General features: G+C 68.5%; 25 protein-coding genes and 1 pseudogene. 12 read left to right on the top strand and 14 right to left on the bottom strand.

Annotation, left to right across the window (positions count from 1 at the left end; all coding sequences use genetic code 11):
- Positions 1 to 39 precede the first annotated feature (39 nt).
- Positions 40 to 3,066: an excinuclease ABC subunit UvrA gene (uvrA, locus tag KUG39_RS11075; protein ID WP_286190978.1), complete on the top strand. Its 3,027-nt coding sequence runs from the start codon at positions 40 to 42 to the stop codon at positions 3,064 to 3,066.
- Between the two features lie 3 nt (positions 3,067 to 3,069).
- A complete protein-coding gene (locus tag KUG39_RS11070) occupies positions 3,070 to 3,564 on the top strand; it encodes a tellurite resistance TerB family protein (protein WP_216912812.1) in 495 nt (164 codons plus the stop codon).
- 4 nt (positions 3,565 to 3,568) lie between these two features.
- Here the strand turns inward: KUG39_RS11070 and KUG39_RS11065 are convergent, their stop codons facing one another.
- Both KUG39_RS11065 and purT read right to left on the bottom strand, forming a co-directional pair.
- Complete coding sequence (locus KUG39_RS11065; RefSeq protein ID WP_353617320.1) at positions 3,569 to 4,498, bottom strand: LCP family protein; 930 nt, start codon at positions 4,496 to 4,498, stop codon at positions 3,569 to 3,571.
- A gap of 135 nt (positions 4,499 to 4,633) precedes the next feature.
- Complete coding sequence (gene purT, locus KUG39_RS11060; protein WP_216912808.1) at positions 4,634 to 5,839, bottom strand: formate-dependent phosphoribosylglycinamide formyltransferase; 1,206 nt, start codon at positions 5,837 to 5,839, stop codon at positions 4,634 to 4,636.
- A gap of 66 nt (positions 5,840 to 5,905) precedes the next feature.
- Here purT and KUG39_RS11055 point away from each other — a divergent pair, with 66 nt between their 5' ends.
- The gene (locus KUG39_RS11055; RefSeq protein WP_094586251.1) at positions 5,906 to 6,112 is read left to right on the top strand and encodes a 5'-phosphoribosylglycinamide transformylase; all 207 of its coding nucleotides are present in this window, start codon (positions 5,906 to 5,908) and stop codon (positions 6,110 to 6,112) included.
- A gap of 31 nt (positions 6,113 to 6,143) precedes the next feature.
- On the opposite strand, the gene KUG39_RS11050 is transcribed toward KUG39_RS11055, so the two are convergent.
- The 3 genes from KUG39_RS11050 to KUG39_RS11040 are packed head-to-tail and all read right to left on the bottom strand — an operon-like array spanning position 6,144 to position 7,790.
- Positions 6,144 to 6,392 (bottom strand): hypothetical protein, encoded by a 249-nt coding sequence (locus KUG39_RS11050; protein WP_216912806.1) that lies wholly within the window; start codon positions 6,390 to 6,392, stop codon positions 6,144 to 6,146.
- A gap of 35 nt (positions 6,393 to 6,427) precedes the next feature.
- A complete protein-coding gene (gene mraY, locus KUG39_RS11045; protein ID WP_216912804.1) occupies positions 6,428 to 7,504 on the bottom strand; it encodes a phospho-N-acetylmuramoyl-pentapeptide-transferase in 1,077 nt (358 codons plus the stop codon).
- A 34-nt stretch (positions 7,505 to 7,538) separates the two neighbouring features.
- Positions 7,539 to 7,790 (bottom strand): DUF3134 family protein, encoded by a 252-nt coding sequence (locus KUG39_RS11040; protein WP_015109952.1) that lies wholly within the window; start codon positions 7,788 to 7,790, stop codon positions 7,539 to 7,541.
- 53 nt (positions 7,791 to 7,843) lie between these two features.
- On the opposite strand from KUG39_RS11040, the gene KUG39_RS11035 reads away from it, so the two are divergent.
- Positions 7,844 to 8,056, top strand: coding sequence for a hypothetical protein (locus KUG39_RS11035; protein ID WP_094586248.1), 213 nt, complete (start codon positions 7,844 to 7,846; stop codon positions 8,054 to 8,056).
- A gap of 87 nt (positions 8,057 to 8,143) precedes the next feature.
- Positions 8,144 to 9,358, top strand: a complete 1,215-nt coding sequence (locus KUG39_RS11030) for an argininosuccinate synthase (protein WP_216912802.1) — start codon at positions 8,144 to 8,146, stop codon at positions 9,356 to 9,358.
- Here KUG39_RS11030 and KUG39_RS11025 read toward each other — a convergent pair.
- The 4 genes from KUG39_RS11025 to KUG39_RS11010 form a co-directional block, all read right to left on the bottom strand.
- The gene (locus KUG39_RS11025; RefSeq protein WP_216912874.1) at positions 9,321 to 10,064 is read right to left on the bottom strand and encodes a hypothetical protein; all 744 of its coding nucleotides are present in this window, start codon (positions 10,062 to 10,064) and stop codon (positions 9,321 to 9,323) included. The genes KUG39_RS11030 and KUG39_RS11025 overlap by 38 nt on opposite strands.
- Before the next feature lie 57 nt (positions 10,065 to 10,121).
- Positions 10,122 to 10,484 (bottom strand): 30S ribosomal protein S6, encoded by a 363-nt coding sequence (gene rpsF, locus KUG39_RS11020; RefSeq protein WP_094586245.1) that lies wholly within the window; start codon positions 10,482 to 10,484, stop codon positions 10,122 to 10,124.
- Between the two features lie 80 nt (positions 10,485 to 10,564).
- Positions 10,565 to 11,032: a Tic20 family protein gene (locus tag KUG39_RS11015; protein ID WP_094586244.1), complete on the bottom strand. Its 468-nt coding sequence runs from the start codon at positions 11,030 to 11,032 to the stop codon at positions 10,565 to 10,567.
- A 36-nt stretch (positions 11,033 to 11,068) separates the two neighbouring features.
- The gene (locus KUG39_RS11010; protein WP_216912800.1) at positions 11,069 to 11,983 is read right to left on the bottom strand and encodes a shikimate dehydrogenase; all 915 of its coding nucleotides are present in this window, start codon (positions 11,981 to 11,983) and stop codon (positions 11,069 to 11,071) included.
- 176 nt (positions 11,984 to 12,159) lie between these two features.
- Between KUG39_RS11010 and dnaK the strand changes: the two genes are divergently transcribed.
- On the top strand, positions 12,160 to 14,064 hold the full coding sequence (dnaK, locus tag KUG39_RS11005) for a molecular chaperone DnaK (RefSeq protein ID WP_190609936.1): 1,905 nt from the start codon (positions 12,160 to 12,162) through the stop codon (positions 14,062 to 14,064).
- A gap of 76 nt (positions 14,065 to 14,140) precedes the next feature.
- On the opposite strand, the gene KUG39_RS11000 is transcribed toward dnaK, so the two are convergent.
- Together KUG39_RS11000 and psbQ are read right to left on the bottom strand one after the other, a co-directional pair.
- Positions 14,141 to 15,250, bottom strand: coding sequence for an NAD(P)/FAD-dependent oxidoreductase (locus tag KUG39_RS11000; RefSeq protein WP_216912798.1), 1,110 nt, complete (start codon positions 15,248 to 15,250; stop codon positions 14,141 to 14,143).
- A 148-nt stretch (positions 15,251 to 15,398) separates the two neighbouring features.
- Positions 15,399 to 15,854 (bottom strand): annotated as a pseudogene (psbQ, locus tag KUG39_RS10995) (photosystem II protein PsbQ); the annotation flags it as partial.
- A gap of 124 nt (positions 15,855 to 15,978) precedes the next feature.
- On the opposite strand from psbQ, the gene purU reads away from it, so the two are divergent.
- Together purU and KUG39_RS10985 are read left to right on the top strand one after the other, a co-directional pair.
- Positions 15,979 to 16,833 carry a formyltetrahydrofolate deformylase gene (gene purU, locus KUG39_RS10990; protein WP_216912794.1) on the top strand — a complete coding sequence of 285 codons (855 nt, stop codon included), beginning with the start codon at positions 15,979 to 15,981 and terminating at the stop codon, positions 16,831 to 16,833.
- A 49-nt stretch (positions 16,834 to 16,882) separates the two neighbouring features.
- Positions 16,883 to 18,163, top strand: coding sequence for an O-antigen ligase family protein (locus KUG39_RS10985; RefSeq protein ID WP_094586441.1), 1,281 nt, complete (start codon positions 16,883 to 16,885; stop codon positions 18,161 to 18,163).
- Here KUG39_RS10985 and KUG39_RS10980 read toward each other — a convergent pair.
- Positions 18,090 to 19,703, bottom strand: coding sequence for a B12-binding domain-containing radical SAM protein (locus tag KUG39_RS10980; protein WP_216912792.1), 1,614 nt, complete (start codon positions 19,701 to 19,703; stop codon positions 18,090 to 18,092). The two genes, KUG39_RS10985 and KUG39_RS10980, sit on opposite strands and share 74 nt — an antisense overlap.
- A 148-nt stretch (positions 19,704 to 19,851) precedes the next feature.
- Here KUG39_RS10980 and KUG39_RS10975 point away from each other — a divergent pair, with 148 nt between their 5' ends.
- From KUG39_RS10975 to KUG39_RS10965, 3 genes are all read left to right on the top strand, one after another.
- The gene (locus KUG39_RS10975) at positions 19,852 to 20,943 is read left to right on the top strand and encodes a calcium/sodium antiporter (RefSeq protein ID WP_216912790.1); all 1,092 of its coding nucleotides are present in this window, start codon (positions 19,852 to 19,854) and stop codon (positions 20,941 to 20,943) included.
- A gap of 72 nt (positions 20,944 to 21,015) precedes the next feature.
- Positions 21,016 to 21,435 (top strand): nucleotidyltransferase family protein, encoded by a 420-nt coding sequence (locus KUG39_RS10970; RefSeq protein WP_216912788.1) that lies wholly within the window; start codon positions 21,016 to 21,018, stop codon positions 21,433 to 21,435.
- Entirely contained in the window at positions 21,422 to 21,577 is a 156-nt protein-coding gene (locus KUG39_RS10965) for a hypothetical protein (RefSeq protein WP_216912786.1), read from the top strand. The genes KUG39_RS10970 and KUG39_RS10965 overlap by 14 nt, the downstream gene beginning before the upstream one ends.
- Positions 21,578 to 21,939: 362 nt before the next feature.
- On the opposite strand, the gene KUG39_RS10960 is transcribed toward KUG39_RS10965, so the two are convergent.
- Complete coding sequence (locus tag KUG39_RS10960) at positions 21,940 to 22,767, bottom strand: DUF8758 domain-containing protein (RefSeq protein ID WP_216918302.1); 828 nt, start codon at positions 22,765 to 22,767, stop codon at positions 21,940 to 21,942.
- 7 nt (positions 22,768 to 22,774) lie between these two features.
- A complete protein-coding gene (locus KUG39_RS10955) occupies positions 22,775 to 23,644 on the bottom strand; it encodes a DUF488 domain-containing protein (protein WP_216912782.1) in 870 nt (289 codons plus the stop codon).
- A 1,013-nt stretch (positions 23,645 to 24,657) separates the two neighbouring features.
- On the opposite strand from KUG39_RS10955, the gene KUG39_RS10950 reads away from it, so the two are divergent.
- Complete coding sequence (locus KUG39_RS10950; RefSeq protein ID WP_216912780.1) at positions 24,658 to 25,365, top strand: hypothetical protein; 708 nt, start codon at positions 24,658 to 24,660, stop codon at positions 25,363 to 25,365.
- Positions 25,366 to 25,440: the final 75 nt, after the last annotated feature.

The following is a 25,440-nucleotide window of genomic DNA, read 5'->3' as shown; positions in this document are numbered from 1 at the left end:
GCCATCCCCCGTAGACTCATCGGCTGCCGACCGCCCCCCATGCCCCGTGCCCGCGTCGGATCCTCCAGCAAGAGCGCGGCTCCCGGCAACGGCACCTCCGGCAAGCTGCCGGAGGATGCCGTCCCCTCTCCCGACCAGGCCCTGCGCACCCTCACCGGCGGCAGCCTCGAGGATGTGATCCGGGTCCGTGGGGCCCGCCAGCACAACCTGCGCAACGTCGATCTCACCATCCCGCGCAACCGCATGGTGGTGTTCACCGGGGTGAGCGGCAGCGGCAAGAGCTCCCTCGCCTTCGACACGATCTTCGCCGAGGGCCAGCGGCGCTACGTGGAGAGCCTCTCCGCCTACGCCCGCCAGTTCCTCGGCCAGGTGGACAAGCCGGACGTGGATGCGATCGAGGGGCTCTCGCCCGCCATCTCGATCGACCAGAAGTCCACCAGCCACAACCCCCGCTCCACCGTCGGCACGGTGACGGAGATCCAGGACTATCTGCGCCTGCTCTACGGCCGCGCCGGCGAACCCCACTGCCCCCAGTGCGACCGCTCGATCAAGCCCCAGTCCATCGACGAGATGGTGGACCAGATCCTCACCCTGCCGGAGGGCACCCGCTACCAGCTGCTGGCCCCCGTGGTGCGGGGCAAGAAGGGCACCCACGTGAAGCTGCTGGCCGGCCTGGTGGCGGAGGGCTTCGCCCGGGTGCGGATCAACGGCGAGGTGCGCGAGCTGGCCGACAACATCGAGCTCGACAAGAACCACGCCCACCACATCGAGGTGGTGGTCGACCGGCTGGTGGCCCGCGAGGGCATCAACGAGCGCCTCACCGATTCCCTGCGCACCGCCCTCAAGCGCGGCGAGGGACTGGCCCTGGTGGAGGTGGTGCCCAAGGCCGACGAACCCCTGCCCGAGGGCGTGGAGCGGGAGCGGCTCTACTCCGAGAACTTCGCCTGCCCCGTGCACGGCGCCGTGATGGAGGAGCTCTCGCCGCGCCTGTTCTCCTTCAACAGCCCCTACGGCGCCTGCCCCGACTGCCACGGCATCGGCCACCTGCGCAGGTTCACCGTGGAGCGGGTGGTGCCCGACCCCTCCCTGCCGGTGTACGCCGCCATCGCCCCCTGGAGCGACAAGGAGAACAGCTACTACTTCTCCCTGCTGTTCAGCGTCGGCGAGGCCTTCGGCTTCGAGCTCAAGACCCCCTGGGACCAGCTCACCGACGCCCAGCGCACGGTGCTGCTGCAGGGCAGCCAGGAGCCGATCGCCATCAAGGCCGACAGCCGCTACCGCAAGAGCGAGGGCTACGTGCGGCCCTTCGAGGGGATCCTGCCGATCCTGGAGCGCCAGCTGCGCGATGCCAGCGGCGAATCCATGCGCCAGAAGCTCGAGAAGTACCTGGAGCTGGTGCCCTGCGAGAGCTGCCACGGCCTGCGGCTGCGGCCCGAAGCCCTGGCGGTGCGGGTGGGCCCCTACGCCATCCACGAGCTCACCTCCGTGAGCGTGGCCGTCACCCTGGAGCGCATCGAGGCCCTGATGGGCGTGGGGGCCAGCGAAGGGGCCGAGCCCCTGCTCAGCAGCCGCCAGATCCAGATCGGCGACCTGGTGCTGCGGGAGATCCGCATGCGCCTGCGCTTCCTGCTCGATGTCGGCCTCGACTACCTGAGCCTGGACCGGCCCGCCATGACCCTCTCCGGCGGGGAGGCCCAGCGGATCCGCCTGGCCACCCAGATCGGCGCCGGCCTCACCGGCGTCCTGTACGTGCTCGACGAACCCAGCATCGGCCTGCACCAGCGCGACAACGACCGCCTGCTGGCCACCCTCACCAAGCTGCGCGACCTGGGCAACACCCTGATCGTGGTGGAGCACGACGAGGACACGATCCGCGCCGCCGACTACCTCGTCGACATCGGCCCCGGTGCCGGCGTCCATGGCGGCCACATCGTCGCCGAGGGCTCCCTCGACGACCTGCTCAACGCCGAGGCCTCCCTCACCGGCGCCTACCTGAGCGGTCGCCGCTCCATCCCCACCCCCGCCGAGCGCCGCGATGCCGGCAGCCGCCGGCTCACCCTGGCCAACTGCACCCGCAACAACCTCCAGGGCATCGACGTGGAGATCCCCCTCGGCCGGCTGGTGTGCGTCACCGGGGTGAGCGGCAGCGGCAAGAGCACCCTGGTGAACGAGCTGCTGCACCCGGCCCTGGAGAACCGCCTCGGCATGAAGGTGCCCTTCCCCTCCGGCCTTGAGGAGCTGCGGGGCATCAAGGCGATCGACAAGGTGATCGTCATCGACCAGTCGCCGATCGGCCGCACCCCCCGCTCCAACCCCGCCACCTACACCGGCGCCTTCGATCCGATCCGCCAGGTGTTCGCCGCCACGGTGGAGGCCAAGGCCCGCGGCTACCAGGTGGGTCAGTTCAGCTTCAACGTCAAGGGCGGCCGCTGCGAGGCCTGCAGCGGCCAGGGGGTGAACGTGATCGAGATGAACTTCCTCCCCGATGTCTATGTCCAGTGCGACGTCTGCAAGGGGGCCCGCTACAACCGCGAGACCCTGCAGGTGACGTTCCGGGGCCACACCATCGCCGATGTGCTGGAGATGACGGTGGAGCAGGCCGCCGAGGTGTTCGCCGCCATCCCCCAGGCCGGCGAGCGTCTCAGCACCCTGGTGGACGTGGGTCTCGGCTACATCAAGCTGGGCCAGCCCGCCCCCACCCTCTCCGGCGGTGAGGCCCAGCGGGTGAAGCTGGCCACCGAGCTCTCCCGCCGCGCCACCGGCAAGACCCTCTACCTGATCGACGAGCCCACCACGGGCCTGAGCTTCTACGACGTCCACAAGCTGATGGACGTGATGCAGCGTCTGGTGGACAAGGGCAATTCGATCCTGGTGATCGAGCACAACCTCGATGTGATCCGCTGTGCCGACTGGCTGGTCGACCTCGGACCCGAGGGCGGTGACAAGGGGGGCCAGATCGTGGCCGTCGGCACCCCCGAGACCGTGGCCCAGAACGCCGCCAGCCACACCGGCCGCTACCTGCGGCACGTGCTGGAGCAGCATCCCCCCATCCCCCTCGCGGCCTGACCCATGGCTGAACTCACCCCCACCCAGGCGGCCCTGCTGCGCATCGTCTGCACCGTCGCCTGGGCCGACGGCGAATGCTCCACCGCCGAGCGGGAGCTGTTGGCCGAGCAGGTGGCCACCCAGTTGCAGGGCGACAGCCCCAATGGCCTCGGCGACGCGCAGCTGGAGGCCTTTCTGGCCGAGCGGCTGCCGGTGGCGGGCCTGGACGATCTGGTGACCCAGCTGCCCGGCTCCGACGACCGCCAGCTGGCCCTGAAGCTCAGCTACATGATGGTGCGGGTGGGGCGGCGCTCACCGGCGGAGTCCACCATCAACGCCCAGGAGCGGGTGGCCTACCGCCATCTGGTGGAGCTGCTGGGCCTCGCCGATGCCCGCATCCAGGAGATCGAGTGGGCGGCGGAGGCTGACCTGCCGAAGAAGGAGGGGCTGGCCCAGCTGCTGGCCGAGCTCACCGCGGGCTGGCGCACTCCCGACGACGGCCGGGGACCCGCCGCCTGAGGCCTCAGGGCAGCGGCTCCTCGCCGCTGCCGCTGGGGTAGGCCTGGTTGCTGTCCGGCATCCAGTAGCTGAGGTCGTTGTGCCAGTAGAGCCGGCCGGGCACCCGCTGGGTGCTCAGCTTCGTCTTGCCGAGGGCGGACATCAGCTGGGTCATCTCGATCGGCGACAGGTCGGTGACCATGTCGTTGCCGGCGATCTCCAGCAGGGCCGGCAGCTTGGCGATCGTGGCCGGCTGGGCCAGCTTGCTGAACACCTGGGCCATCACCTGGCGCTGGCGTTCCATCCGGCCCAGGTCGCCCCGCTCGTCGTGACGGAAGCGCAGGAAACCCTCCAGTTCCTTGCCCTTCAGCAGCTGTTTACCGGGGTAGAGGTCGATGTAGAGGCCCTGGGCGTTGTCGACGTAGTACATGCGCTTGGGCACATCCACCTCGACGCCCCCGAGGGCTTCGGCCAGCTTGTTGACCGCGTCGAGGTTCACCTTCAGGTAGCGCTCCACCGGGGTGGCGAGCAGGGTGCCCACTTCCGCCTTGGCGGTCTGGATGCCGCCGAGGGCGAACAGGGAGTTGGCCTTCACCACCCCCAGCTGGGGCGATTCGATGAAGGTGTCCCGCGGCACCTGGGTGATGTGGGTGATGTCGCCATCGAGCCGCACCGTGAACATCACGTCGGTGTTCTCGCCCACGGCATCACGGCCGAGCACGAGGATCGGGCGGTTCTCGATCGTGAGCGGATTCAGCACCGCGCCGATGCCCCGCGAGCTGGGGATCAGACCCGCCAGGAACGGGGCGATCCGGGCCGGCAGGGGGCCCGCCATCAAGGCTCCTACGGCGACGCCGACGCCGAAGGTGAGCAGGGGCCGGCGGCGGGACCGGTGCGGCGCCGGGGGCCGCTGCTTCGGATCGGGCCTGGTGCTGGTCTTCTCAGGCAGGGCCACCGCCCCAAGTTCCCTCTTCTGCCGGGTCTTCCGGGAGCGAGGGAGCCTCGAGGGGGAATGGGCCTGAGTCATTGTGCTACCCGCAGGGGCGCACCATAGGGCTCAAAGCGGCGAAAAACCAGTGGTGGTGGCGGTTTATCGGCTGGTCTGCACCTGCACGCAGGCCGCGGCCGCATCGGCGCGCCCGCGGGCGTCCGCCTCATCGTCGCCGCGGGCCAGGGCCACCCCCAGGCGCCGCCAGGGCCGGACCTCGGGTTTGCCGAAGATCAGCACCTGGGTGTCCGGCACCGCCAGGGCCTGTTCCAGCCCCACGTAGCTGGGGCTTCCGGCTCCCTGGGGGACGTCCGGACCGGCCAGGATCACCCGGGAGGCCGCCGCGCCGAGGCTGCGGATCTCCGGGATCGGCAGCCCCAGCACCGCCCGCAGGTGCAGCTCGAATTCGCTCAGGTTCTGGCCCACCAGCGTCACCAGGCCGGTGTCGTGGGGCCGGGGCGAGAGCTCGGAGAACACCACCTCCTCGTGGCCGGGCTCACCGCAGAGGAAGAACTCCACCCCGAACAGACCGGCGCCGCCCAGGTCGTCGGTGACGGCCTGGGCCATCGCCTGGGCCGCCGCCAGCTGCTCCTCCCCCAGCCGGGCCGGTTGCCAGCTGCACTGGTAGTCGCCCCGTTCCTGGATGTGGCCGATCGGCGGGCAGAACAGGGTGGGACCCTGCCACTGGCGCACCGTCAGCAGGGTGATCTCGAGGCTGAAGCGCAGGAACTCCTCGACGATCACCCGCGCCCCCTCCCCCCGGGCACCGGCCATGGCCGCCTCCCAGGCGGCTTCGATCGCCTCGGGGCCGTGCACCACGCTCTGCCCCTTGCCCGAGGAACTCATCACCGGCTTCACCACCACGGGCCAGCCCAGGGGCGCCGCCGCCGCCGCCAGTTCGGCGGCGCTTTCGGCATAGGCGAAGCGGGCGGTGCGCAGCCCCAGCCCGGCGGCAGCCAGGTCACGGATGCGGTCGCGGTTCATGGTCACCGCCGTGGCCCGGGCGGTGGGGATCACGGTGAGGCCCTCCGCCTCCAGCTCGGCCAGGGCATCCACCGCCAGGGCCTCGATCTCCGGAATCACCACATCGGGCCGGTGGCGCCGCACCACCGCCTTGAGGGCGTCGGGGTCGGCCATGGCCACCACCTCGCTCACCTGCGCCACCGCCATGGCGGGGGCGCAGGCGTAGCGGTCGACGGCGATGACGCGGCAGCCGAGCCGCTGGGCGGCGATGGCCACCTCCTTGCCCAGCTCGCCGCTGCCCAGCAGCATCACCGTCCGCGGGAAGGGGGAAGGGCCTGGTGCCATGGCTGGGGTGGGGTGCGGATCAGGCGATCCTGACGCGGCGCGCGCCCCTTCCCCTAACGTGCCGCGATGCCTGCGGCTCTCCCCGTGATCTCCCAGGGCTTCGGCCCCCTGGCCTCCCGAATTCTCGCCTTCAGCACCGCCGGTGACGCGGCCAATGGGCTGCTGCCCTTCGGCTGGAGCGTCTCGGACTTCCAGACCTGGACGCTGGTCTACCTGGGCGTGTCTTCCCTGGCCTTCGTGGTGGTGTGGCTGGTGGGCTACCTGCGCCGCTGAGCGCCCGGGCCCCCCACGCATCTGGCCCCCCTCAGGCGCCCGGCTCCTCCAGCAGGGTGAGCTGGCTCTCTGCCGATTCCTCGCTCACGAAGCCGTAGGCCCCGAACACCGCCGGATCGGGGTGGGTGATGCGCTGGCCCTCCGGGTGGCGCTCCACCTTGAAGCCCTCCTCGGCCATGCGGCGCATCAGGGCCGCCGCCTCCTCGAACCGTGACGCCATCGCCTCGAGGCTGGCGCAGTCGGCGGTGAGGCCCGTTTCCTTCCAGGTGAAAAACGCCATGGCCGGGGGTGCGACGGATCGGTGAGCGGGGCTGCTCAGGGCAGCAGCACCAGTCCCACCAGCACCAGTATCAGGCTGGCGCCCCAGAGACCGAGCACCACACTCTGCTCCGGCAGTCCACCGAGTTCGAAGTGGTGGTGCAGCGGCGCCATGCGGAACAGGCGCCGCCCCTGGCCGTCGGGGCCCTTGGTGGCCTTGAACACCCCCACCTGCAGGATCACCGAGAGGGATTCGGCCAAGAACACCCCGCCCATCAGCAGCAGGGGCCAGAGGCTGTCGGTGAGCAGGGCCACCGAGGAGAGGGCGGCCCCCATGGCCAGGGAGCCCGTGTCCCCCATGAACACCCGGGCCGGATGGCGGTTCTGGCTGAGGAAGCCGAGCCAGCAGCCGGCCATGGCGGTGCAGAAGGCGGCCAGCACCGGATCGCCCCCATGCCCCCGCAGCATCAGCTGCAGCCCCATGCCCGTGAACACGATGGCGCCGCAGCCGGCGGCCAGGCCGTCGAGCCCGTCGGTGAGGTTGGTGGCGTTGCTCTCGGCCAGGAACACGAACAGGGCCAGCGGCCAGATCAGCAGTCCGAGGGTCAGCACCCGGCCGAAGGGCAGCCCCAGATCGCCGGGCACCCCGCCCCCCAGCCAGCCGCCCTGGTGGGCCCAGACCAGGAAGCCGACGGCGGCCAGGGCCTGCAGCAGCAGCTTGCCCCGGGGGCTCAGGCCGGTGTTGGTGCGCCGGGTGAGGCTGCGCCAGTCGTCGACGGCGCCGATCGCCATGTAGGCCAGGGTGACCGCCGCCACCGCCAGCGGGCGGGGATCCTCCGGGCTGATCAGCCCCCCCACCAGCACCCCCACGGGCACCACCAGCAGGCCACCCATGGTGGGGGTGCCCGCCTTGCTGTGGTGGGCCTGAGGCCCTTCTTCCCGGATCACCTGGCCGAGCTTCAGGGCCCGCAGACGGGGCACCCCCAGGGCCGCCACCCCGGCGCTGACCAGGGCCGCCACCACCAGCGGCAGGGTCAGCATGGAATTGGCCACCAGGGCATCACTGGCCAGGCAGGCGGCCAGCAGGATCAGGGCGAGCAGGGCCGCAGGGAAGCGGCCGTCGCGGGAGGCCATCGGAAATGCTGCAGGGTGGAGCCGGAGCGGACCGTCAGTCCTCCCAGTCTTCCTCCGAGGGCTCGTCGGCCGGGTTGTAATCCTCCTTCTCGCCCATCAGCGCCGACAGCTCCTCCTCCTCCACCGTGCTCACATCGGTGCTGGCGGTCTCCTCGTCGGCGACCAGGCGGCCGCTGGCCTCCAGCAGGCTCAGCAGATCGGGCTCATCCCGCAGCGGCAGCACCGGCGCCGGCTCGTTGCGCCGGTAGCGGGTCAGGGAGGGGTTGATGGTGTCGAGAATGCTCATGCCGTCAGGCTGGGTCGTCAAGGACCGACTCACCACTCTATCGCGCCGCCCCCATGACCCCAGCCAAGTTCCTGGAGGTGGGCCGTCTCTGGTCGGCGGCCCTCCTGCTCAGCACCCTGCTGGCCGCCGCCGGCCTGCGCTGGCCCCAGCCCCTGCCTGTCCAGCCGGCGGTGGTGGCCGCCCTGGTGCTGGGGCCGCCGCTGCTGCTGGCCCTGGTGGTGCTGCTGCGCTGGCGGCTGCCGCCGGCGGACCAGGGGGGAGAATGACCCCCAGGCGCCAGAATCGGTCGCCACAGCGCAGGAGCGGCACGGATGGCGACGTTGGGGCAGCAGGGGGCGGGCGCTGAATCGCCCATGGGCACACCGCGTGCCGAGCGGGTGGTGCTCGCCTATTCCGGTGGTGTCGACACCAGCGTCTGCATCCCGTACCTGATGCGCGAGTGGGGGGTGAAGGAGGTGATCACCTTCGCCGCCGACCTCGGCCAGGGGGACGAGCTGGAGCCGATCCGTCTCAAGGCCCTGGCGGCCGGCGCCAGCCAGTCGCGGGTGGACGACCTGATCGAACCCTTCATCCGCGAGTTCGCCTTCCCGGCGATCCGCGCCAATGCCCTCTATGAAGGGCGCTACCCCCTCTCCACGGCCCTGGCCCGCCCCCTGATCGCCCGCCGCCTCGTCGAGGTGGCCCGGGAGGTGGGGGCCGACGCGGTGGCCCACGGCTGCACCGGCAAGGGCAACGACCAGGTGCGCTTCGACGTCGCCATCGGCGCCCTGGCCCCCGACCTCAAGGTGCTGGCCCCGGCCCGGGAGTGGGGCATGAGCCGGGAGGAGACGATCGCCTACGGCGAGCGCTGCGACATCCCGGCGCCGGTGAGCAAGAAGTCCCCCTATTCCATCGATCTCAACCTGCTGGGCCGCAGCATCGAGGCCGGCCCCCTGGAGGATCCGATGGTGGAGCCGCCGGAGGAGGTCTACGCCATGACCCGTTCGGTGGCGGACGCCCCGGCCGAGGGCCAGGTGGTGGAGATCGCCTTCGAGCAGGGCAATCCGGTGGCCATCGACGGCGAGCGCCTCGATCCGGTGGCCCTGATCCGCCGGGCCAATGCCCTGGCGGGGGCCCATGGCTTCGGCCGTCTCGACATGATCGAGAACCGGGTGGTGGGCATCAAGAGCCGGGAGATCTACGAGACCCCGGGCCTGCTGCTGCTGATCCGCGCCCACCAGGAGCTGGAGAGCCTCACCCTGGCCGCCGACGTGCTCCGCTACAAGCGCCAGATCGAGATGAGCTGGGCGGATCTGGTGTATCAGGGCCTCTGGTTCGGTCCCCTCAAGGACGCCCTCGACGGCTTCCTCGATCGCACCCAGGCCACGGTCAACGGCCTGGTGCGGATCCGGCTCCAGAAGGGCAGCGCCACCGTGGTGGGGCGCTCCAGCGCCAGCGACAGCCTCTATGTGCCCGACATGGCCACCTACGGCGCCGAGGACCTCTTCGACCACAGGGCCGCCGAGGGCTTCATCTACGTGTGGGGGATGCCTACGCGGTTATGGGCCGCCCGTCGTCGTGGCGACTGATCTTCTGGGGCGCCCCTTCGCCGCCCAGCCGCAGGGCCCGCTTCAGGGCCTGGCCCCAGCCCTGCTTCCTGGCCACCGTGGGCAGCAGCAGGGGCTGGGGGCGGCCTGACCCCGGGGGCGGCCCATCGGCCGCGGCGGGGTTGAGGCTGTAGAGCCGGTCCCGCAGGGCCTGGTTGTCGGCGAGCAGGTGCTTCTGGTGCTCCATCACCGTGGCCAGGCGCTGCTGGAACTTGCGCTCGAAGATCTCAGGAAGGTCCTCCAGCATCTCGTGCAGGGCCTTCAGCTCATCCCGGGCGGCGGCCAGCTCCATCTCGAGCTGCTGGGCGTCGGGACCGGTGGTGGTGATCGCCAGGCTGGTGGGCTTGGCCGTGGCCACCGCCGGTGCTGCCGCCGGCATCGCTGATGTCGGGGGGACGGGCTCCACGGCAGGCCCCAGGTCGTCAACAACGGGCTCGACGGCCATGGGGGCCGGATCCGGGGCGGACGGAACTTCGCCGAAACTGAAGCTGGCCGGCGGTGGCACCGGAACGGAGGCCACCGGCTGGCCGGGCGTCAGGACACTCGCCGCAGGCGGCGCCGGGCTGGCCGGCCAGCTGGTGGGCGGAAAGGCCGGCTGGGCCGGCAGGCCACGGGACACTGGTCTGCCTTCCGGGCCGACCTCCTCGCCAGCTTCCTCGCCGGCTTTGGACTTGTCCGTCGCAGTCATCGCCTAGCACCCATTGGGGGGAATGTAGGCCCAGTGATCAGCGGAGAACAAGCCGGATCAGGCCGTCGCCGCTTCGGTGGGGGCCACTTCGACCGCTGCGCCGGGGACGCTGCGGGGCGGGGGCATGGGGCCGTCCTGGATCACGGTCAGGTAGCGGATCACGTCCTCGGAGAGACGCATGGCCCGCTCGAGCAGGGCCACCTGCTGGCCGTTGCCGCTGTGGTTGAGCTGCACGTAGATGCCTTCCCGATGCTTGGCGATCGGGTAGGCCAGGCGGCGCTTGCCGCGCATCTGGGTGTCGAGCACTTCGGCGCCGGCCTCGACGACGATGTCGCGGTACTTGGCGACGTGGGTCTCGACTTCCTCCTCCGGGATGTCCGGCCGGAGGATGTACATCGTTTCGTAGTAGGGCTGCGTCATGGTCGCCTGTGGAGGGGCTGAAGGGCACCGGGGCCCGTCAGCGACGGATTCAAGACCCTATCGCAGCGCCGTGGCCCCCTTCAGAAGAGCTGCATCCGCACCGCCTCGGAGACGGTGGGGATGTCGGCCTCCTTGCCCCGCAGGCTCTGGATCACCGAGAACAGCACCAGCAGCACCGTGCCCAGGAAGATCGTGTTGGAGAGGGTGCGGATGGCGAAGCCGGCGCCCAGGGGCGCCAGCACCGTGTCGAAGGCCAGGCTGAGCAGCACCAGCACGATGTCGATCAGGATCGCCTGCAGCACGTTGAAGCGGATCGGGTAGGGCACCTTGGGGTTGCGCACCACCAGCAGGAACAGCAGCAGGAACAGCACCAGGCCGCCGAAGGGGATGGCCTGCTCCAGGACCACCAGGGGCAGGGCCGGCAGCGCCAGCCACCCCAGCAGCGGGAACATGTCGAACAGGGCCTGGCCGAAGCGCAGGGCGTCGCTCAGGGGCAGCAGGTAGGCCAGGGCTCCCAGCAGCCGCTGCCAGATCGGAGGACCTTCCATGGGGGCGCTGGCTCGGGTGTGGACGGTCCCCGCAGGCTAGGGGGCCCCCAGCCTGGCCAGGGCGGCGTCCCGCATGGCGATCACCGGCACGTCCGGCCGGCCGCTCCAGAGCCGCAGGGAGGCGGCCCCCTGCTGCACCAGCATCTCCAGGCCGTCGATGGTGCGGCAGCCCCGTTCAGCGGCCAGGCGCAGCAGGGTGGTGGGCCGGGGGATGTAGATGAGGTCGTAGACCGTGGCGGCCGGCCGCAGCAGGGCCACCTGGGCGGGATCCAGGGGCGAGCGCGCCGCCGCCGCCGGATCCCCGCCGGAGGCCATGCCCAGGGGCGTGGTGTTCACCACCAGATCGGCGCCCGCCAGCGCTTCGGCCAGGGGGTCCGGCTGACCGTCCGCCGTGGGCGCCCAGGCCAGGGGCTCCAGGCCGGGGGCCCAGTCGGCGCAGGAGGCGAGGAAACGGCCCAGGCGGGTGCTGTCGCGGCCCGCCACCCGGATCCGGCCCAGCCCGAGCTCCACCAGGCCCGCCACCACCGCCCGGGCACTGCCGCCGCAGCCCAGCACCAGGGCCTCGCGGGCGGCCAGGCCTCGCAGCGGCGCCAGGAACCCCTCCACATCGGTGTTGGTGCCCAGCCAGCCGCCGCCGTCCCGTCGCACCAGGGTGTTCACGGCCCCCAGCCGCTGTGCCAGCGGCGTCAGCTCCCGCGCCAGGGCGGCCGCGGCCTGCTTGTGGGGCAGGGTGACGTTGAGGCCGCGGCAGTCGATCGCCTCCAGCCCCTGCAGCACCACGGCCAGGTCCGCGGCCGCCACCGGCAGGGCCAGGTAGGCCCAGTCGAGGCCCAGCTCGGCGATGGCGGCGTTGTGCATCGCCGGTGAAAGGGAGTGGCGCACCGGATCCCCCAGCACCCCCGCCAGGGCGGTGCCACCACCGATCACCGGTGCTGCCTGTGGGGTTGGCATGGGCTCGCATGGGCAGCTGCCGCCCGACCGTAGGTCCGCCGGATCCCAGGCTCCGACAGGCCCAGACCCCCTTCCCGGTACGGCACCGGTTCGGGAACCACCCCTCGCCTGGGTGAACCCTGGATGCGGAAGATGGCTCCAGTCAGAACTTCATCCACACCAGGAGGTGGTCATCCATGGGCAAGGTCGTCGGTATTGACCTCGGCACCACGAACAGCTGCGTCGCCGTGATGGAGGGCGGCAAGCCCACGGTGATCGCCAACGCCGAGGGCTTCCGCACGACGCCGTCGGTGGTGGCCTACACGAAGAACCAGGACAAGTTGGTCGGACAGATCGCCAAGCGCCAGGCGGTCATGAACCCGGAGAACACCTTCTATTCGGTCAAGCGCTTCATCGGCCGCCGGGTCGATGAGGTCAACGAGGAGTCCAAGGAAGTCAGCTACGGCGTCGAGAAGGCCGGCTCCAACGTCAAGATCAAGTGCCCGGTGCTCAGCAAGCAGTTCGCCCCCGAGGAGATCTCGGCCGAAGTGCTGCGCAAGCTGGCCGAGGACGCCGGCAAGTACCTGGGTGAAACCGTCACCCAGGCGGTGATCACGGTCCCCGCCTACTTCAACGACTCCCAGCGCCAGGCCACCAAGGACGCCGGCAAGATCGCCGGCCTCGAAGTGCTGCGGATCATCAACGAGCCCACCGCCGCGGCCCTGGCCTACGGCCTGGATCGCAAGAGCAACGAGCGCATCCTCGTCTTCGACCTCGGCGGCGGCACCTTCGACGTCTCCGTGCTGGAAGTGGGCGATGGCGTCTTCGAGGTGCTCTCCACCAGCGGTGACACCCACCTGGGCGGCGACGACTTCGACAAGGTGATCGTCGATCACCTGGCCGACAACTTCAAGGCCAACGAAGGCATCGACCTGCGCCAGGACAAGCAGGCCCTGCAGCGCCTCACCGAGGCGGCCGAGAAGGCCAAGATCGAACTCTCCAGCGCCACCCAGGCTGAGATCAATCTGCCCTTCATCACCGCCACCCCCGAAGGGCCCAAGCACCTCGACCTCACCCTCACCCGGGCCAAGTTCGAGGAGCTCGCCTCCAAGCTGATCGACCGCTGCCGGGTGCCGGTGGAGCAAGCCCTCAAGGACGCCAAGCTCTCCACCAGCGAACTCGACGAGATCGTCATGGTGGGTGGTTCCACCCGCATCCCCGCGGTGCTGGAGCTGGTGAAGCGGATCACCAACAAGACCCCCAACCAGACCGTCAACCCCGATGAGGTGGTGGCCGTGGGTGCCGCCATCCAGGGCGGTGTGCTGGCCGGCGAGGTCAAGGACATCCTGCTGCTTGATGTCACCCCCCTCTCCCTGGGTGTGGAGACCCTCGGCGGCGTGATGACCAAGATGATCACCCGCAACACCACCATCCCCACCAAGAAGTCGGAGGTGTACTCCACCGCCGTCGACGGCCAGACGAACGTGGAGATCCACGTGCTGCAGGGCGAGCGTGAGATGGCCTCCGACAACAAGTCGCTGGGCACCTTCCGCCTCGACGGCATCCCCCCCGCCCCCCGTGGCGTGCCCCAGATCGAGGTCACCTTCGACATCGACGCCAACGGCATCCTCAGTGTCACCGCCAAGGACAAGGGCAGCGGCAAGGAGCAGAGCATCTCGATCACCGGCGCCTCCACCCTCAGCGACAACGAAGTCGACAAGATGGTGAAGGACGCCGAGGCGAATGCCAGCGCCGACAAGGAGAAGCGGGAGAAGATCGACCTGAAGAACCAGGCCGAGACCCTCATCTACCAGTCCGAGAAGCAGCTGGGCGAGCTCGGCGACAAGGTGGGCGCCGAGGACAAGGCCAAGGTGGAGGGCTTCGCCAAGGACCTCAAGGAGGCCCTCGAGAAGGACGACTCCCCGGCCATCAAGGCCAGCCTCGAGGAGCTGCAGAAGGCTCTCTACGCCGCCGGTGCCTCCGTGTACCAGCAGGCCGGGGCCGAGGGTGCCGCCGCCGGCGCCGCCCCCGGTGGCAATGGCAACGGCACCGCCTCCGCCGCCGATGACGTCATCGACGCCGAGTTCACCGAGAGCAAGTGATCCCCGGGCCGCCCGGCCCGGATCGCTCGGCACCAAGCCCCCCTCGGGGGGCTTTTTTCATGGCCTGCCGCGGTGTTCAGGTGCCGGTGGGGCGGGCCTCGATCTGCCCGGCCACCCAGGCGGCGCTGGCCGGCGCCAGCAGGATGCCGTTGCGGTAGTGGCCGCTCGCCAGCAGCAGCCCCGGGGCCGGCTGCTCCAGCAGGGGGGCCGGCCGGCCGACGGGGCGGGGCCGCAGGCCCTGCCAGCGGCGCACCACCCGGGCCTGCCGCAGCCACTCCGGTGCCGCCCCTCCCAGGTCGCGCAGCTCCCTGAGCTGGTCAGGGTCGGCCTCGCGGCCCGGCTCCAGGGTCGCCCCCAGCCACAGGCGCCGGCCCCCCTCCAGGTCGGGACGGGGCACCAGGTTGACGCCCCGCCACACCACCACCCCGGGCCAGTGACCGGGAAGGGGGGCGTCCAGCTCCAGCTCCAGGGCCTGGCCCAGCACCGGCTCCAGCTCCCAGGGGCCACCGTCCACCCCCGCGGCCACCCCCGCTGCGGCCTTCAGCAGCGCGCCGCTGGCGGTCCCCGCCGCCAGCACCACCCAGGCCGCCCGCTCCGCTGCGCCCCCGGCCAGGTCCACCCGCCAGCCGCCGCCATCGGGCCGCAGGGCCACGGCCGCCTCCGCCCGCACGGTCAGGCCCCGTTGCCGGCCGTCCGCCGCCAGGGCCGCCAGGGCCGATCCCGGATCCAGCTGGCCGTCGCGGCGGGAGTGGAGCCCCGCCAGGGAGGGCTGGGGCAGGCCGGGTTCGAGCTGCTCCAGCCGCCGCCGGTCCCAGGGCTCCAGGGGCAGGCCCAGGGCCCGTTTGCGTGCCCCCAGGGCCGCGAGGCGTTCCTCCTCGTCCCCATCCGCCGCCAGCAGCAGCACACCGGAGCGGTAGGGGATTGGATGCCCCCGTCGAGCCAACTCCTGGCGCCACTGGGCCCAGAGCTCCAGGCTGCGCCGACGCAGGTCCCAGGCCCGGCCCCGCTCCCGGTGGAAGCTGTCGGCCATCAGCACCCCGAGGGCGGCCAGGCTGCCGCTGCGCTCGGGGCCCTCGGCAGGGCAATCGACCGGGGCGGCTGCCTGGGCCGGATCGAGCAGCAGCACCGTGTGGCCGCGGCACTGAAGGAACCAGGCGCAGGCCAGGCCCACGATGCCTCCCCCCACCACGATCACCGAGGTGGGGGAGGGGGCCCCGCCGGGGTGTGGATCAGGCGTCGCCGCTGGCGACCGGCTGGGGCGCGGGGGTGTTGGGCGAGGGGGCCGGCGGCACGGCGTTGGACACCTTGGCCTCGGCGCTGAAGGATTCGGCCATGGCGATGGCTTCGGCCGGAATCACCTCGGCGTAGGAGCTGAAGCCGGTGGCCACCTTGATGTAGTCCTTGCGGAGGTTCTCGCCGTCCTGCAGACGGGCGGCCTCATCGAGCTTGGCCAGGGAGGCCTTCAGCTTGGTGGCCCGCTTGGCGGCCTCGGCCCGGTCGGCCGGCAGCAGGCGCTGGTTGATGTAGAGCATCTGGCGACCCAGATCCTGCATCGGGCCGTGGATCAGGTTGCGGGTGAAGACCCAGTTGCGCTCGTTGACCAGATCGGCCAGTTCCGGCAGGCGCTCCTTCGCGGCCAGGAACCCTTCGGTCTGGCGGGCGATCAGGGTCATGTCGGCGGGGCTGATCGTCGGCGGCTTGCGGGTCTGCTCGCCCGAGCAGGCCACCAGGGAAACGCTGAGCACCAGGGCCACGGCAAGCAGGCTGAGGCGGCGCAGGACACCCATCAGGGAGAGGGGCGCGGAGATCGACGCGACGGCCATGGGACGGTGCAGTGACGTGGCTGGCGCCGTGACTTTACCGGCCCGCCTGCGCCACCATGACGGTTCCGACCGATCCGTTCCGGATTCATTGATGCGTTCCCCCACGGCGATCCTGCAGCTGATCTGCCCCGATCGGCCAGGGCTGGTGAGCGAACTCTCGGGCTGGGTGGCCGCCAACGGCGGCAACATCCTCCATGCCGACCACCACACCGATGCGGGGGCGGGGCTGTTCCTGAGCCGGATCGAATGGGCCCTGGAGGGGTTCGGCCTGCCCCGTGAGGCGATCGTTCCGGCCGTGGCGGCGCTGGCGGGGCGCCTCGGCGGCGACGGCCAGGTGCACTTCTCCGACGCCCTGCCCCGGGTGGCGATCTTCGCCAGCCGCCAGGACCACTGCCTGGTGGACCTGCTCTGGCGCACCCGCTCCGGCGAGCTGCCGATGCAGGTGCCCCTGGTGGTCTCCAACCACCCGGACCTGGAGGCGCTGGCGGTGGATTTCGGTGCCCGCTTCGTGCATCTGCCGATCACGGCGGCCTCCCGCTCGGAGGTGGAGCAGGCCCAGCTGGCCCTGCTGGGGGAGGAGCGGATCGAGCTGGTGGTGCTGGCCAAGTACATGCAGGTGCTGAGCCCCGCCTTCCTGGCCCGCTTCTCCCAGGTGATCAATATCCACCACTCCTTCCTGCCCGCCTTCCAGGGGGCCCAGCCGTACCACCGCGCCTGGGAGCGGGGGGTGAAGCTGATCGGCGCCACCGCCCACTTCGTCACCGAGGAGCTGGACGGCGGGCCGATCATCGAGCAGGCCACCATGCACGTGGGCCACCGCGACGAGGTGGAGGACCTGATCCGCAAGGGCCGCGACACCGAACGGCTGGCCCTGGCCCGGGCGGTGCGACTGTTCCTGCGCCGCCAGGTGATGGTCTACAGAGGCCGAACCGCTGTGTTTGATTGAGCCTTGCCCCGGGACCCGCCGTCGGTCCTTCGCTGCCGCCGCCGCTCCGGTGATCCGTTTCTCTGCCCTCGATGAGCGCCTGATGGCGCCCAAGCCGGCCGCCGCCACGCCGCTGGGCTGGCGCTGCTTCCAGCTGGGGATGTTCCTGCTGGCCAGCAGTGCCTTCCTGGCCGGCCTGGCCCTGCTGCTGGCCCTGATCCTGGGCAGCCGCGGCCGACGCCCGGTGCTGGCGGACCGGGTCAACGTCGTGCTCCTGGCGGCGGCGGTGCTGATGGTGCTGGGCTGCTTCCGGGCCGCCAGCAATGACCTGGCCTGGCTGGGGATGGGCAACTGGCTGCCCTTTTTCTGGGGGTTCTGGGGTTTCCAGGTGTATCTCGGCACCCCCGCCGCCCGCCGCCGCGTGGCGCTGGCGGTGGTGGCCGGCACGGTGCCGGTGATCCTCACCGGCCTGGGCCAGATCTGGTGGGGCTGGAGCGGACCCTTCCAGTGGCTGGGGGGCCTGATCATCTGGCACATCAAGGCCGGCGGCAATCCGCCGGAACGGCTGGCCGGACTCTTCGACTACGCCAACATCGCCGGGGCCTGGATGGTGCTGGCCTGGCCCCTGACCCTGGCGGCCCTGATCGAGGGCGGTCTCGGCTGGCGGCGCCGGGGGGTGGTGCTGGTGATCGCCGCCGGCCTGGTGGCGGCGGTGTTCCTCACCGATTCCCGCAATGCCTGGGGGGCCCTGCTGCTGGCGGTGCCCGTGGTGGCCGGGCCCGGCAGCTGGCTGTGGCTGCTGCCGGTGCTGCTGGTGGTGCTGGCGGTGATCGGCCTCTCCACCCTGCCCTGGGTGCCGGCGGCCCCGCAGGAGCTGGCCCGGCAGGTGGTGCCCGAGGCGATCTGGGGCCGGCTGATCGACCTCGACCACGGCGGCCAGCGACCGCTGGCGATCACCCGCCTGGCCCAGTGGCAGGTGGCCCTGGGGCTGATCGCCGAACGGCCCTGGCTGGGCTGGGGGGCGGCCGCCTTCAGCATCATTTACCCGATGCGCACCGGCTTCTGGCACGGCCACCCGCACAACCTGCCGATCGATCTGGCGATGAGCCACGGGGTGCCGGTCGCCGTCCTGGTGGTGGGCCTGGTGCTGTGGCTGCTGATCCGGGCCGGCTGGCTGGGCATGGCCGGCGGCACCCTCTTCGACCGGGCCTGGTGGGCCGCGGTCTTGGTGCTGGTGGCCCTGCACGCCACCGACATCCCCCTTTACGACAGCCGGATCAATGTGGCGGGCTGGGTGCTGCTGGCGGGTCTGCGCTGCTATCGCCGGCCAGCGCCTCCTGCCGATGCCTGAGCAGGGTGGCGGGAGGTAGCGGGCCCTCCAGATGGGTCCAGGGCAGCACGCGCGCCTCCCCCCAGGTGGCATGGACCACCTCCTCCCAGGGGGGCGGCGCCGGCAGGGGGACCGGCAGATCCGTCGGTGCGGCCACCTCGCCGGCGCGCGCTGCCCGGTAAGCCTTCTTCCAGCCGCCCTGGCTGTCGTGCTGGCCACGGGCCGCGGCGATCACGGGCGCCAGTCGGCGGTCGCTGCGGGAGAGCAGGGCCTGGATCACGCTCCAGCCGTAGCTCTCGGGGCGCAGTTCGATGCCCTTGGGCTGCAGGCGCCGCGCCAGCCGCTGCAGGCGCTTCTCCGCCTCCGGCCGCACCCCTTCCCACTGGAAGGGGGTGTGGGCCTTGGGCACGAAAGTGCTCACCCCGAGGCTCAGCCGCAGGCCCGGGGTGGCTTTCTTGAGGGCCAGCAGCAGGTCGGCGGTGGCTTCGATGTCGGCCTCCTCCTCGCTGGGCAGGCCCGCCATGCCGTAGAGCTTCAGGCCGCTGAGGCCCCCTTCCTTCGCGTAGCGGGCCGCCGCGAAGATCTCCTCGCCGCTCAGCTTCTTGTTGACCACCCGGCGCATGCGTTCGCTGCCGCTTTCGATCGCGATCGTGAGTGACTTGCTGCCCCGCCGGGCCAGGATCCGCCCCAGCTGGGGGGTCACGGTGGCGGCCCGCACCGAGCTGACGCTGACCCGGGTGCCCTCGAAGCGGTCCTGATCCAGCCAGGTGAGCAGGTCGGCGAACTGGGGGTGCTGGGTCACCGAAGCCCCCAGCAGGCCGAGCCGCTGCGTCACCGCCAGCCCCGTCTCCACCGCCGGGATCAGGCCGTCGTCGAGGGAGGCGGTGCGGAACGGCAGGGTCAGGTAGCTGGCCAGGCAGAAGCGGCAGAGCTCCGGGCAGCTGCGGGCCACCTCCACCATGTGGATCGAGGGCCAGGCCGCCTCCGGCGTGATCACCGTGGAATGGCTGAGGGTGTTGCCGCGCCAGGTCTGTTTGGCGATGGTCGCCGGCAGGTCGGTGGCGATGGGCTCCACCGCCAGCAGGGCGCCGTCGGCGTCGTAGCGGGGGGCGTAGAGCACCGGCACGTAGACCCCGGGAACCCGGGCCAGCTGCCGCAGGCGCTCGGGCCGGGGCAGGGGGCGGGCGGCCTGGAGCGCGTCGATGAAGGCGGGCAGCAGCAGCTCGCCGTCACCGAGCAGCACCACATCGAAGAAGGGGGCCAGGGGCTCCGGATTGGCGGTGAGCACCGGGCCGCCGCCGAACACGATCGGGTCGTCCTCCCCCCGCTGGTGACTCCACAGGGGGATGCCATGCCGCTCCAGCAGGTCGAGCAGCACCGGTCCGTCCAGCTCCCAGCTGAGCGAGAGGCCGAACAGGTCGCAATGGCGGTGCGGTGGGTCCCCCTGGTCGGTGAACAGCCGCCGCACGTCCAGGTCGCTGCGGCGCGCCAGGCTGGCCCACACCACCTGGTAACCCAGGCTGGTGATCCCCACCGAATAGCTGCTCGGGAAGGCCAGCACGGTGCGCAGGGCATCGGCGGCCGGCCGGGCCGGCTCGAACAGCAGGGTTTCCTGGTTCAGGGGGGCGGCGGGACGGGGAGATCCAGCGTGTCACTTCAGGCGATCGGCTGGCGTCTCCCTAAACTCATTCGCTTTCCGACAGGCCGCCATGCCCACCCTGCCCAGCTTCGTCGAGATCATCCTCGGGATCCTGGTGCTGTTCGGCGGAGGGGAACTGTTCGTGGCCGGTTCGGTTGCCCTGTCCCTGCTGCTGGGTATCCCCCAGCTGGTGATCGGCCTGACGGTGGTGTCCCTGGGCACCAGCACGCCGGAACTGTTCGTGAGCGTGCTGTCCACCCTTCAGGGCGACGCCGACCTGGCCGTCAGCAATGTGGTCGGCAGCAACATCTTCAACATCCTGGTGGTGCTGGGGGCCAGCGCGGCCATCGTTCCCCTGCGCGTCAGGAGCCGCCTGGTGCGGCGGGACGTGCCCCTGCTGCTGGGCATCTCCATGGCCGTGTGGGGCATGGCCTCGGGGGGCCGGCTCACCTGGCAGGCGGGGGTGGCACTGCTGTTCGCGACGGTGGCCAACCTCGTCTGGGAGATCCGCACCGCGTCGGAAGATTCCGAAGACGACGAGGACAACGAGAACGAGCGCTCCACCCCGCTGGTGGCGGCCTTCAAGCTGGCGGCGGGCCTGGTCCTGCTGGTGGTCGGCTCCCAGCTGCTGGTGCGGGGGGCCACCACGGCCGCCGTGGCCCTGGGGGTGAGCCAGACCGTGATCGGCCTGACGATCGTGGCGGCCGGCACCTCGATGCCGGAACTGGTCACCTCCGTGGTGGCCGCCTATCGGGGCAAGGCCGACCTGGCCATCGGCAACGTGGTGGGCAGCAACCTGCTCAACCAGATCGTGATCCTGGGCCTCTGCGCCGTGCTCTCCGGAGGCAAGGGGCTGGCGGTGGATCCGGTGATGGTGAGCCGCGACCTGCCGATCATGGTGGCCACCACCCTGGCCTGCCTGCCGATCTTCTGGACCAACGGGGTGATCTCCCGCCTCGAGGGCTGGATTCTTCTCGGCCTCTACGGGCTCTACCTGGTGGAGCAGGTCCTGGCCGCCACCGCCGGCGGCGAGATCGTCGACAACACCTACCGGTTCGTGGTGCTGGTGGCGGTGCTGCCCCTTCTGATGGTGTTCCTGGTCTGGCAGGTGCTGCGCTGGAAACAGCAGCGCAAGCTGCTGGCCGTTCAGGGCGGCGAATAGAAGGACGGCAGGCCTGGCTTGGTGTGAGTCGCGCCGATAGGCCCTTGCGTTCAGCTGCGGCAGCGTTTTGCCATGGTCTCCGCCTCCGCACAGCCGTTCGTGCCGCCCGCGATTCCCTGGCGTGAGCCCCGGGGGCTGGCGGCGCTGCCGGATCTCGGCCCCGGCCTGGATCTGGAGGCTTGTCGCCTGGCCCTGGCACGGCTCTGTGCCGACCCCGAGGTGAGGGCGGTCCTGGCGTTCGGCTCGCGGGCCCGGGGTGAGGCGCGCCCCGATTCCGACCTGGACCTGGCGGTGATCGTGGGCCGCGCCCAGCTCACCCCCGCCGAGAAAGCCGCCTGCTGGCAGCGCTTTCGAGAGGCCCTCGGGCCCCTGGGCGCCAGGGTGGACCTGGTGCTGGCCGGCGCCGCCGACGCCGAACGGTTGAGTGGCTCGCGCTGGCACGTGTTCGGCGATGTGGCCCGCGAGGGGAAGGTGCTCGATGTCGCCGGCTGAGGACGCGGCCCTGCAGGAATTCGCCGTGGAGGCCCGCTACGAGGCATGGCCCTTCCCGTTGCCGGCCGAGCGATCGGAACTGCTGGCTCTGCTGGAGGCCGAACTGGACCGCTGCGAGCGGGCTGTGGCGGGCCTCGGTTGATCGGCCAAGCCAGTGGGCGCCCAGTGTTCAGCGTTTCGGAGTGACGCTGGGAGGAGCTTCGCGCTCAAGCATTTCCATCAGAACCGGGCCCAATGCGCCGAGATTGGGTGCAACCACTGACTGGATGGACCGCTAATGGTTGGCAAGGTTGGACCACCACGGCAGCAGGGTGTTTCTCCGGGTCTGCCTAAGTCGACGGGATTGTGTAGCGCTGAGAGGTGAACCCAGGCGATGTCAAGGGTTTGGCGGCGTTGCCCTCAGAGCAACTTGCTTTTATGCTTCCCAAGGCTGAAAGTTTGGAACTTAGCTGGTTCCGCACAAGATGCGTTCGGTGGAGCGACTAAACAGGTCCTGCGACACCTCTAGAAAAGTGGTAACTGGGTCTGGTATGGCGCAGGAAAGACGCCAATGATTAACCAAGGATTAGGGGCAACAGAATGAAACTGGAGAGTTGTTCCGAGAAAGAAATGAAGATCTTTAGTGGTAAACTCATCAAAGTATTTTGCCCTGACCTTCTCAATCGCAGCTTGTTCATTCTGGCGTTGATCTCGCCACAAGCAGTTCCAGAATAGCGCCCCAATCTCCCAGTCAAGAATTTGCAGCTGGCTGCGCTGGCCATTTGCATCTTCGAAACGATATGAGAACTTATAAGGCAGTTTGGGAATCACCCTAAAGGTCTTTCGCCATTCGTTGTCATCAAAAAGAGAGAGCTGATCGATGTGTGCCCTCATTGCACTGAGCTTCTTCGGATCCCACTCTCGCGATTCTTCTCTTTCAGCGATAAAGTCAATAACCTTGGCGGGCTTGAAAACCGCTAGCGATATCTCATTCTGCTTTGCACCATGAATTAGCTCATCAAGCGTATGAGATACTTTTGCTTTGCCGAGTACTATTCTTCGCCTTTCGTGCCATTGGTCTTGAGTCCCAATATGGGCGGTTGCTTGCAATTCAGACTCATCTGCAGGCCGAAAGCTCTCAGGCCTTCGGTCCTGGGTGTTTCGTACAATACGGCATTCAAGCCAATCGTACTTCTTGTATTGCTCTGTCTCTCCTAAGCGTCGAAATGGAACTGGATAAAGGCGTACCCATGACCCATCCTCCCTGATTGCTGCTGTACAGACTGTTTCGCCGTACTTCGTTGAAAGTGTAGGATAGGTCTTAACAAGAATAAGCAGCCTTTCCCGTTTCATCTTGAAATTACAGATGCTTAACCTGAAGATCTTTAGAGCAAGACTGGATAAGGCTAGCTACACAACCTCGATGGCACTGCCTTACGTCAGCCTCGTAGCAGGTTAGGGCCACCCTCTCTCCTGATTCAATCCAAGAGGAGATCATCCTTAACTCCTTTTCTTGTCTTGGGAGATACTCGATTGAGTATCCGGATAATAAGTCATCGTAGTCCGCTTGTGAACTGAGATTGTGGCGCTTGCTTGACTCAATTCCAAGTTGTGGCACGTGCTCATATCTAATTCCAACTCGCGAGCATCCAGAGGCAAGTACTCGCTTTGAAAAGCCATACTTTCGGCTGATCGGATTACGCCTTACATCACACAAAAGGGTAACGCCGTCTTGCAGAAGAAGATTGAGATACGCTTCGATTGACTTGCCTTCATAGCCAATAGTCGCCAATCCGGAGATTACGGTACTGGGCTTGCTGTTTCGTATGGCGTCCAAGGCCGAAGAGTCGCTAGATAGTATATCGCTGGCAATCTCGCTATGAGTTGCGTAGTAGGGGAAATGCTTGTAAGTGTAGGCAATGAGCTCTCTGCCTCTCATCCAGCCAAGTCGACTGACAAAGGATTCCGCATCCTTTCGATAGCCAGGCTCTGAATAGATAGCGGCTTCTCCATCAGTAGAAAGTTCCCAATGATCACTAGAGCGGTTCAGGATTCCTTTCTCAATAAGCTTAAGCCGATCAGCATAAGAGGTAAACGAGAAGGCACCATACTTATAAGGTACAAACTCGTATAGAGGAGGATCGGCTGCCTCTCTGGAAAAAAGAAATAGCAACTTCTGAAAATCAGTATTTGATGCTCTGCCGCCTATTGCCTCAAGCAGTGCAAGCAAGTATCGATGCCTCCGATAGAGCCGAGCCGCGGGGATGCTGGTTCTCACTACTGAGGCTTCAAGGCTCGAGGCATCCTAGCGGCTTAAGGCACCAGCCGGAAGTGAGGCGGACTTATTTCAACACGGCTCAACGAGACTACCCAAGAGCTTCTGATAGTGTCGAATACACATGGCCCACCGAACATCCAGATTCAGAAGACGGGAGCCGGCGTTGTCTGCCAAGGCGATGCTTGCCTACCCGCTTCTGATCTGGAGCGTTAGATCGCATAACCTATGCCTCTCGCCGCCCGAACCGTTCTTGAAGACTGTAGGCAAGCATCCGCCCTATTCACGCCGGGGCTCCAAGGCAGCCAGTGGCGCATCGCTTACATGGCAAACGTGGCACTGCTGCGTGCTGTTTACCACGTACTCAAGAGCAAAGACGCTGCTGTCGATCCCGCGTTCCGAAACAAGTTCGAGACTTGGGATTCAAGCCATTTAGCATCGAAGCCCACTCCCGAGATCTATTGGGAGTTTATTGTTAGCGAGAGGAACCTACTCTTGAAGGAGTATCAATCTCTCGCTGGCCAGGGTGTTACTGTTCCTGGTGTGCAGATCGAGGTAAACGTTCAATCTGGAGAGCAAAGAGCCACTCGCTTGGGAGAGGTAGAGCACCACTACACAATGAATGGAGGAGGTTTTGCTGGAAGGGACCAGCGGGAACTTATCGCAGAGGCAATCTCTTGGTGGGAAACGCAACTTGATTCATTGGAGGCAACGCCATGTGCGCCCTAACATCAAGACCCAGCGGTCGGGATCAGAAAAGCTCGAGGAGTAGACAGAGCTTCTGCCCGCTGCTGATCTTTAGCGTTAGCTCAATAGTTCATTTCACCCTTCTCAACAAATCGGAACTCCCCACTCTGTCCTTCCATCGGCTGTAAGAAACGTTCCCGAGAGCAAGCGAGGTAGGGTATGCATTGGCCCCAAGCCAAGGACCGATGCGTTCTCCCCTCGCCATAGCTGCCGCTGGCCTCATGGCCATTAGCCTCCCTGCTGGAGTCGGACTGGCCCAGAGCGCGATCGAGAGTCAAAGGGTCACGTTTCGAGCCGGCACTGATTCCACCCTGCTGAAGGGCCAGCTCAAGGGCGATCAGACCGTGGATTACAACCTGCGGGCCGGTGCCGGTCAGACCCTGACCGTGGAACTCAAGGGTTCCAACCCCCAGAACTACTTCAATGTGATGGCGGCCGGGACCGACACCGCCCTGTTCATCGGCAGCAGCTCCGGCAACCGCTTCCGTGGAGCTTTGCCCAGCGATGGCGATGTCAGGGTGAGGGTGTATCTGATGCGGCCGGCGGCGCGCCGCAGTGAATCCAGCACCTACAGCCTCAAGGTGGGGATCAGTGGTGCTCCCCTCGCCCCCGTGCCCGCATCCCGCGATGCCCTGATCCCCGGCACGCCGTACCACGCCTCTGCGGAGGTGCCCTGTGGCTCCGGCAGCAGTGCCAAGGCCGCCCGGTGCAAGGCCTCCGTGATCCGCCGCGCCAACAACAGCGCCACGGTGGTGGTGATGAACCCCGAGGGCCAGACGCGTCAGTTCCTGTTCGTGAAGGGCAAGGCGGTTGCTTCCGATCAGCCCGAAAAGCTCACGGTGCAGCGGCGCGGCGATGTGTCGGTGCTGCTGCTTGGCGAGAACGTCGAGCGCTACGAGATTGTCGACGCCCTGGTGGTGGGGGGGTGAGGGATGGCGCCGTGAATCGCCCGTTGGTTGGTGTGTCCGCCCTGCTCCTTTCGATGACGGGGGCTCCGGTTCTCG

The organism is Synechococcus sp. CCAP 1479/10, assembly GCF_019038515.1.
In the GTDB taxonomy this organism is placed as follows: Bacteria; Cyanobacteriota; Cyanobacteriia; order PCC-6307; family Cyanobiaceae; genus Cyanobium.
Note: the sequence above shows the minus strand (reverse complement) of the source record. Positions and strands in the feature narration are given on the sequence as shown.

Excerpts from the sequence above, each read along its gene's own strand:
- uvrA (WP_286190978.1), top strand. The coding sequence starts at position 40 with ATGCCCCGTGCCCGCGTCGGATCCTCCAGCAAGAGCGCGGCTCCCGGC.
- KUG39_RS11070 (WP_216912812.1), top strand. The coding sequence starts at position 3,070 with ATGGCTGAACTCACCCCCACCCAGGCGGCCCTGCTGCGCATCGTCTGC.
- purT (WP_216912808.1), bottom strand. The coding sequence starts at position 5,839 with ATGGCACCAGGCCCTTCCCCCTTCCCGCGGACGGTGATGCTGCTGGGC.
- KUG39_RS11055 (WP_094586251.1), top strand. The coding sequence starts at position 5,906 with ATGCCTGCGGCTCTCCCCGTGATCTCCCAGGGCTTCGGCCCCCTGGCC.
- KUG39_RS11050 (WP_216912806.1), bottom strand. The coding sequence starts at position 6,392 with ATGGCGTTTTTCACCTGGAAGGAAACGGGCCTCACCGCCGACTGCGCC.
- mraY (WP_216912804.1), bottom strand. The coding sequence starts at position 7,504 with ATGGCCTCCCGCGACGGCCGCTTCCCTGCGGCCCTGCTCGCCCTGATC.
- KUG39_RS11040 (WP_015109952.1), bottom strand. The coding sequence starts at position 7,790 with ATGAGCATTCTCGACACCATCAACCCCTCCCTGACCCGCTACCGGCGC.
- KUG39_RS11035 (WP_094586248.1), top strand. The coding sequence starts at position 7,844 with ATGACCCCAGCCAAGTTCCTGGAGGTGGGCCGTCTCTGGTCGGCGGCC.
- KUG39_RS11030 (WP_216912802.1), top strand. The coding sequence starts at position 8,144 with ATGGGCACACCGCGTGCCGAGCGGGTGGTGCTCGCCTATTCCGGTGGT.
- KUG39_RS11025 (WP_216912874.1), bottom strand. The coding sequence starts at position 10,064 with ATGACTGCGACGGACAAGTCCAAAGCCGGCGAGGAAGCTGGCGAGGAG.
- rpsF (WP_094586245.1), bottom strand. The coding sequence starts at position 10,484 with ATGACGCAGCCCTACTACGAAACGATGTACATCCTCCGGCCGGACATC.
- KUG39_RS11015 (WP_094586244.1), bottom strand. The coding sequence starts at position 11,032 with ATGGAAGGTCCTCCGATCTGGCAGCGGCTGCTGGGAGCCCTGGCCTAC.
- KUG39_RS11010 (WP_216912800.1), bottom strand. The coding sequence starts at position 11,983 with ATGCCAACCCCACAGGCAGCACCGGTGATCGGTGGTGGCACCGCCCTG.
- dnaK (WP_190609936.1), top strand. The coding sequence starts at position 12,160 with ATGGGCAAGGTCGTCGGTATTGACCTCGGCACCACGAACAGCTGCGTC.
- purU (WP_216912794.1), top strand. The coding sequence starts at position 15,979 with ATGCGTTCCCCCACGGCGATCCTGCAGCTGATCTGCCCCGATCGGCCA.
- KUG39_RS10975 (WP_216912790.1), top strand. The coding sequence starts at position 19,852 with ATGCCCACCCTGCCCAGCTTCGTCGAGATCATCCTCGGGATCCTGGTG.
- KUG39_RS10970 (WP_216912788.1), top strand. The coding sequence starts at position 21,016 with ATGGTCTCCGCCTCCGCACAGCCGTTCGTGCCGCCCGCGATTCCCTGG.
- KUG39_RS10965 (WP_216912786.1), top strand. The coding sequence starts at position 21,422 with ATGTCGCCGGCTGAGGACGCGGCCCTGCAGGAATTCGCCGTGGAGGCC.
- KUG39_RS10960 (WP_216918302.1), bottom strand. The coding sequence starts at position 22,767 with ATGAAACGGGAAAGGCTGCTTATTCTTGTTAAGACCTATCCTACACTT.
- KUG39_RS10950 (WP_216912780.1), top strand. The coding sequence starts at position 24,658 with ATGGCCATTAGCCTCCCTGCTGGAGTCGGACTGGCCCAGAGCGCGATC.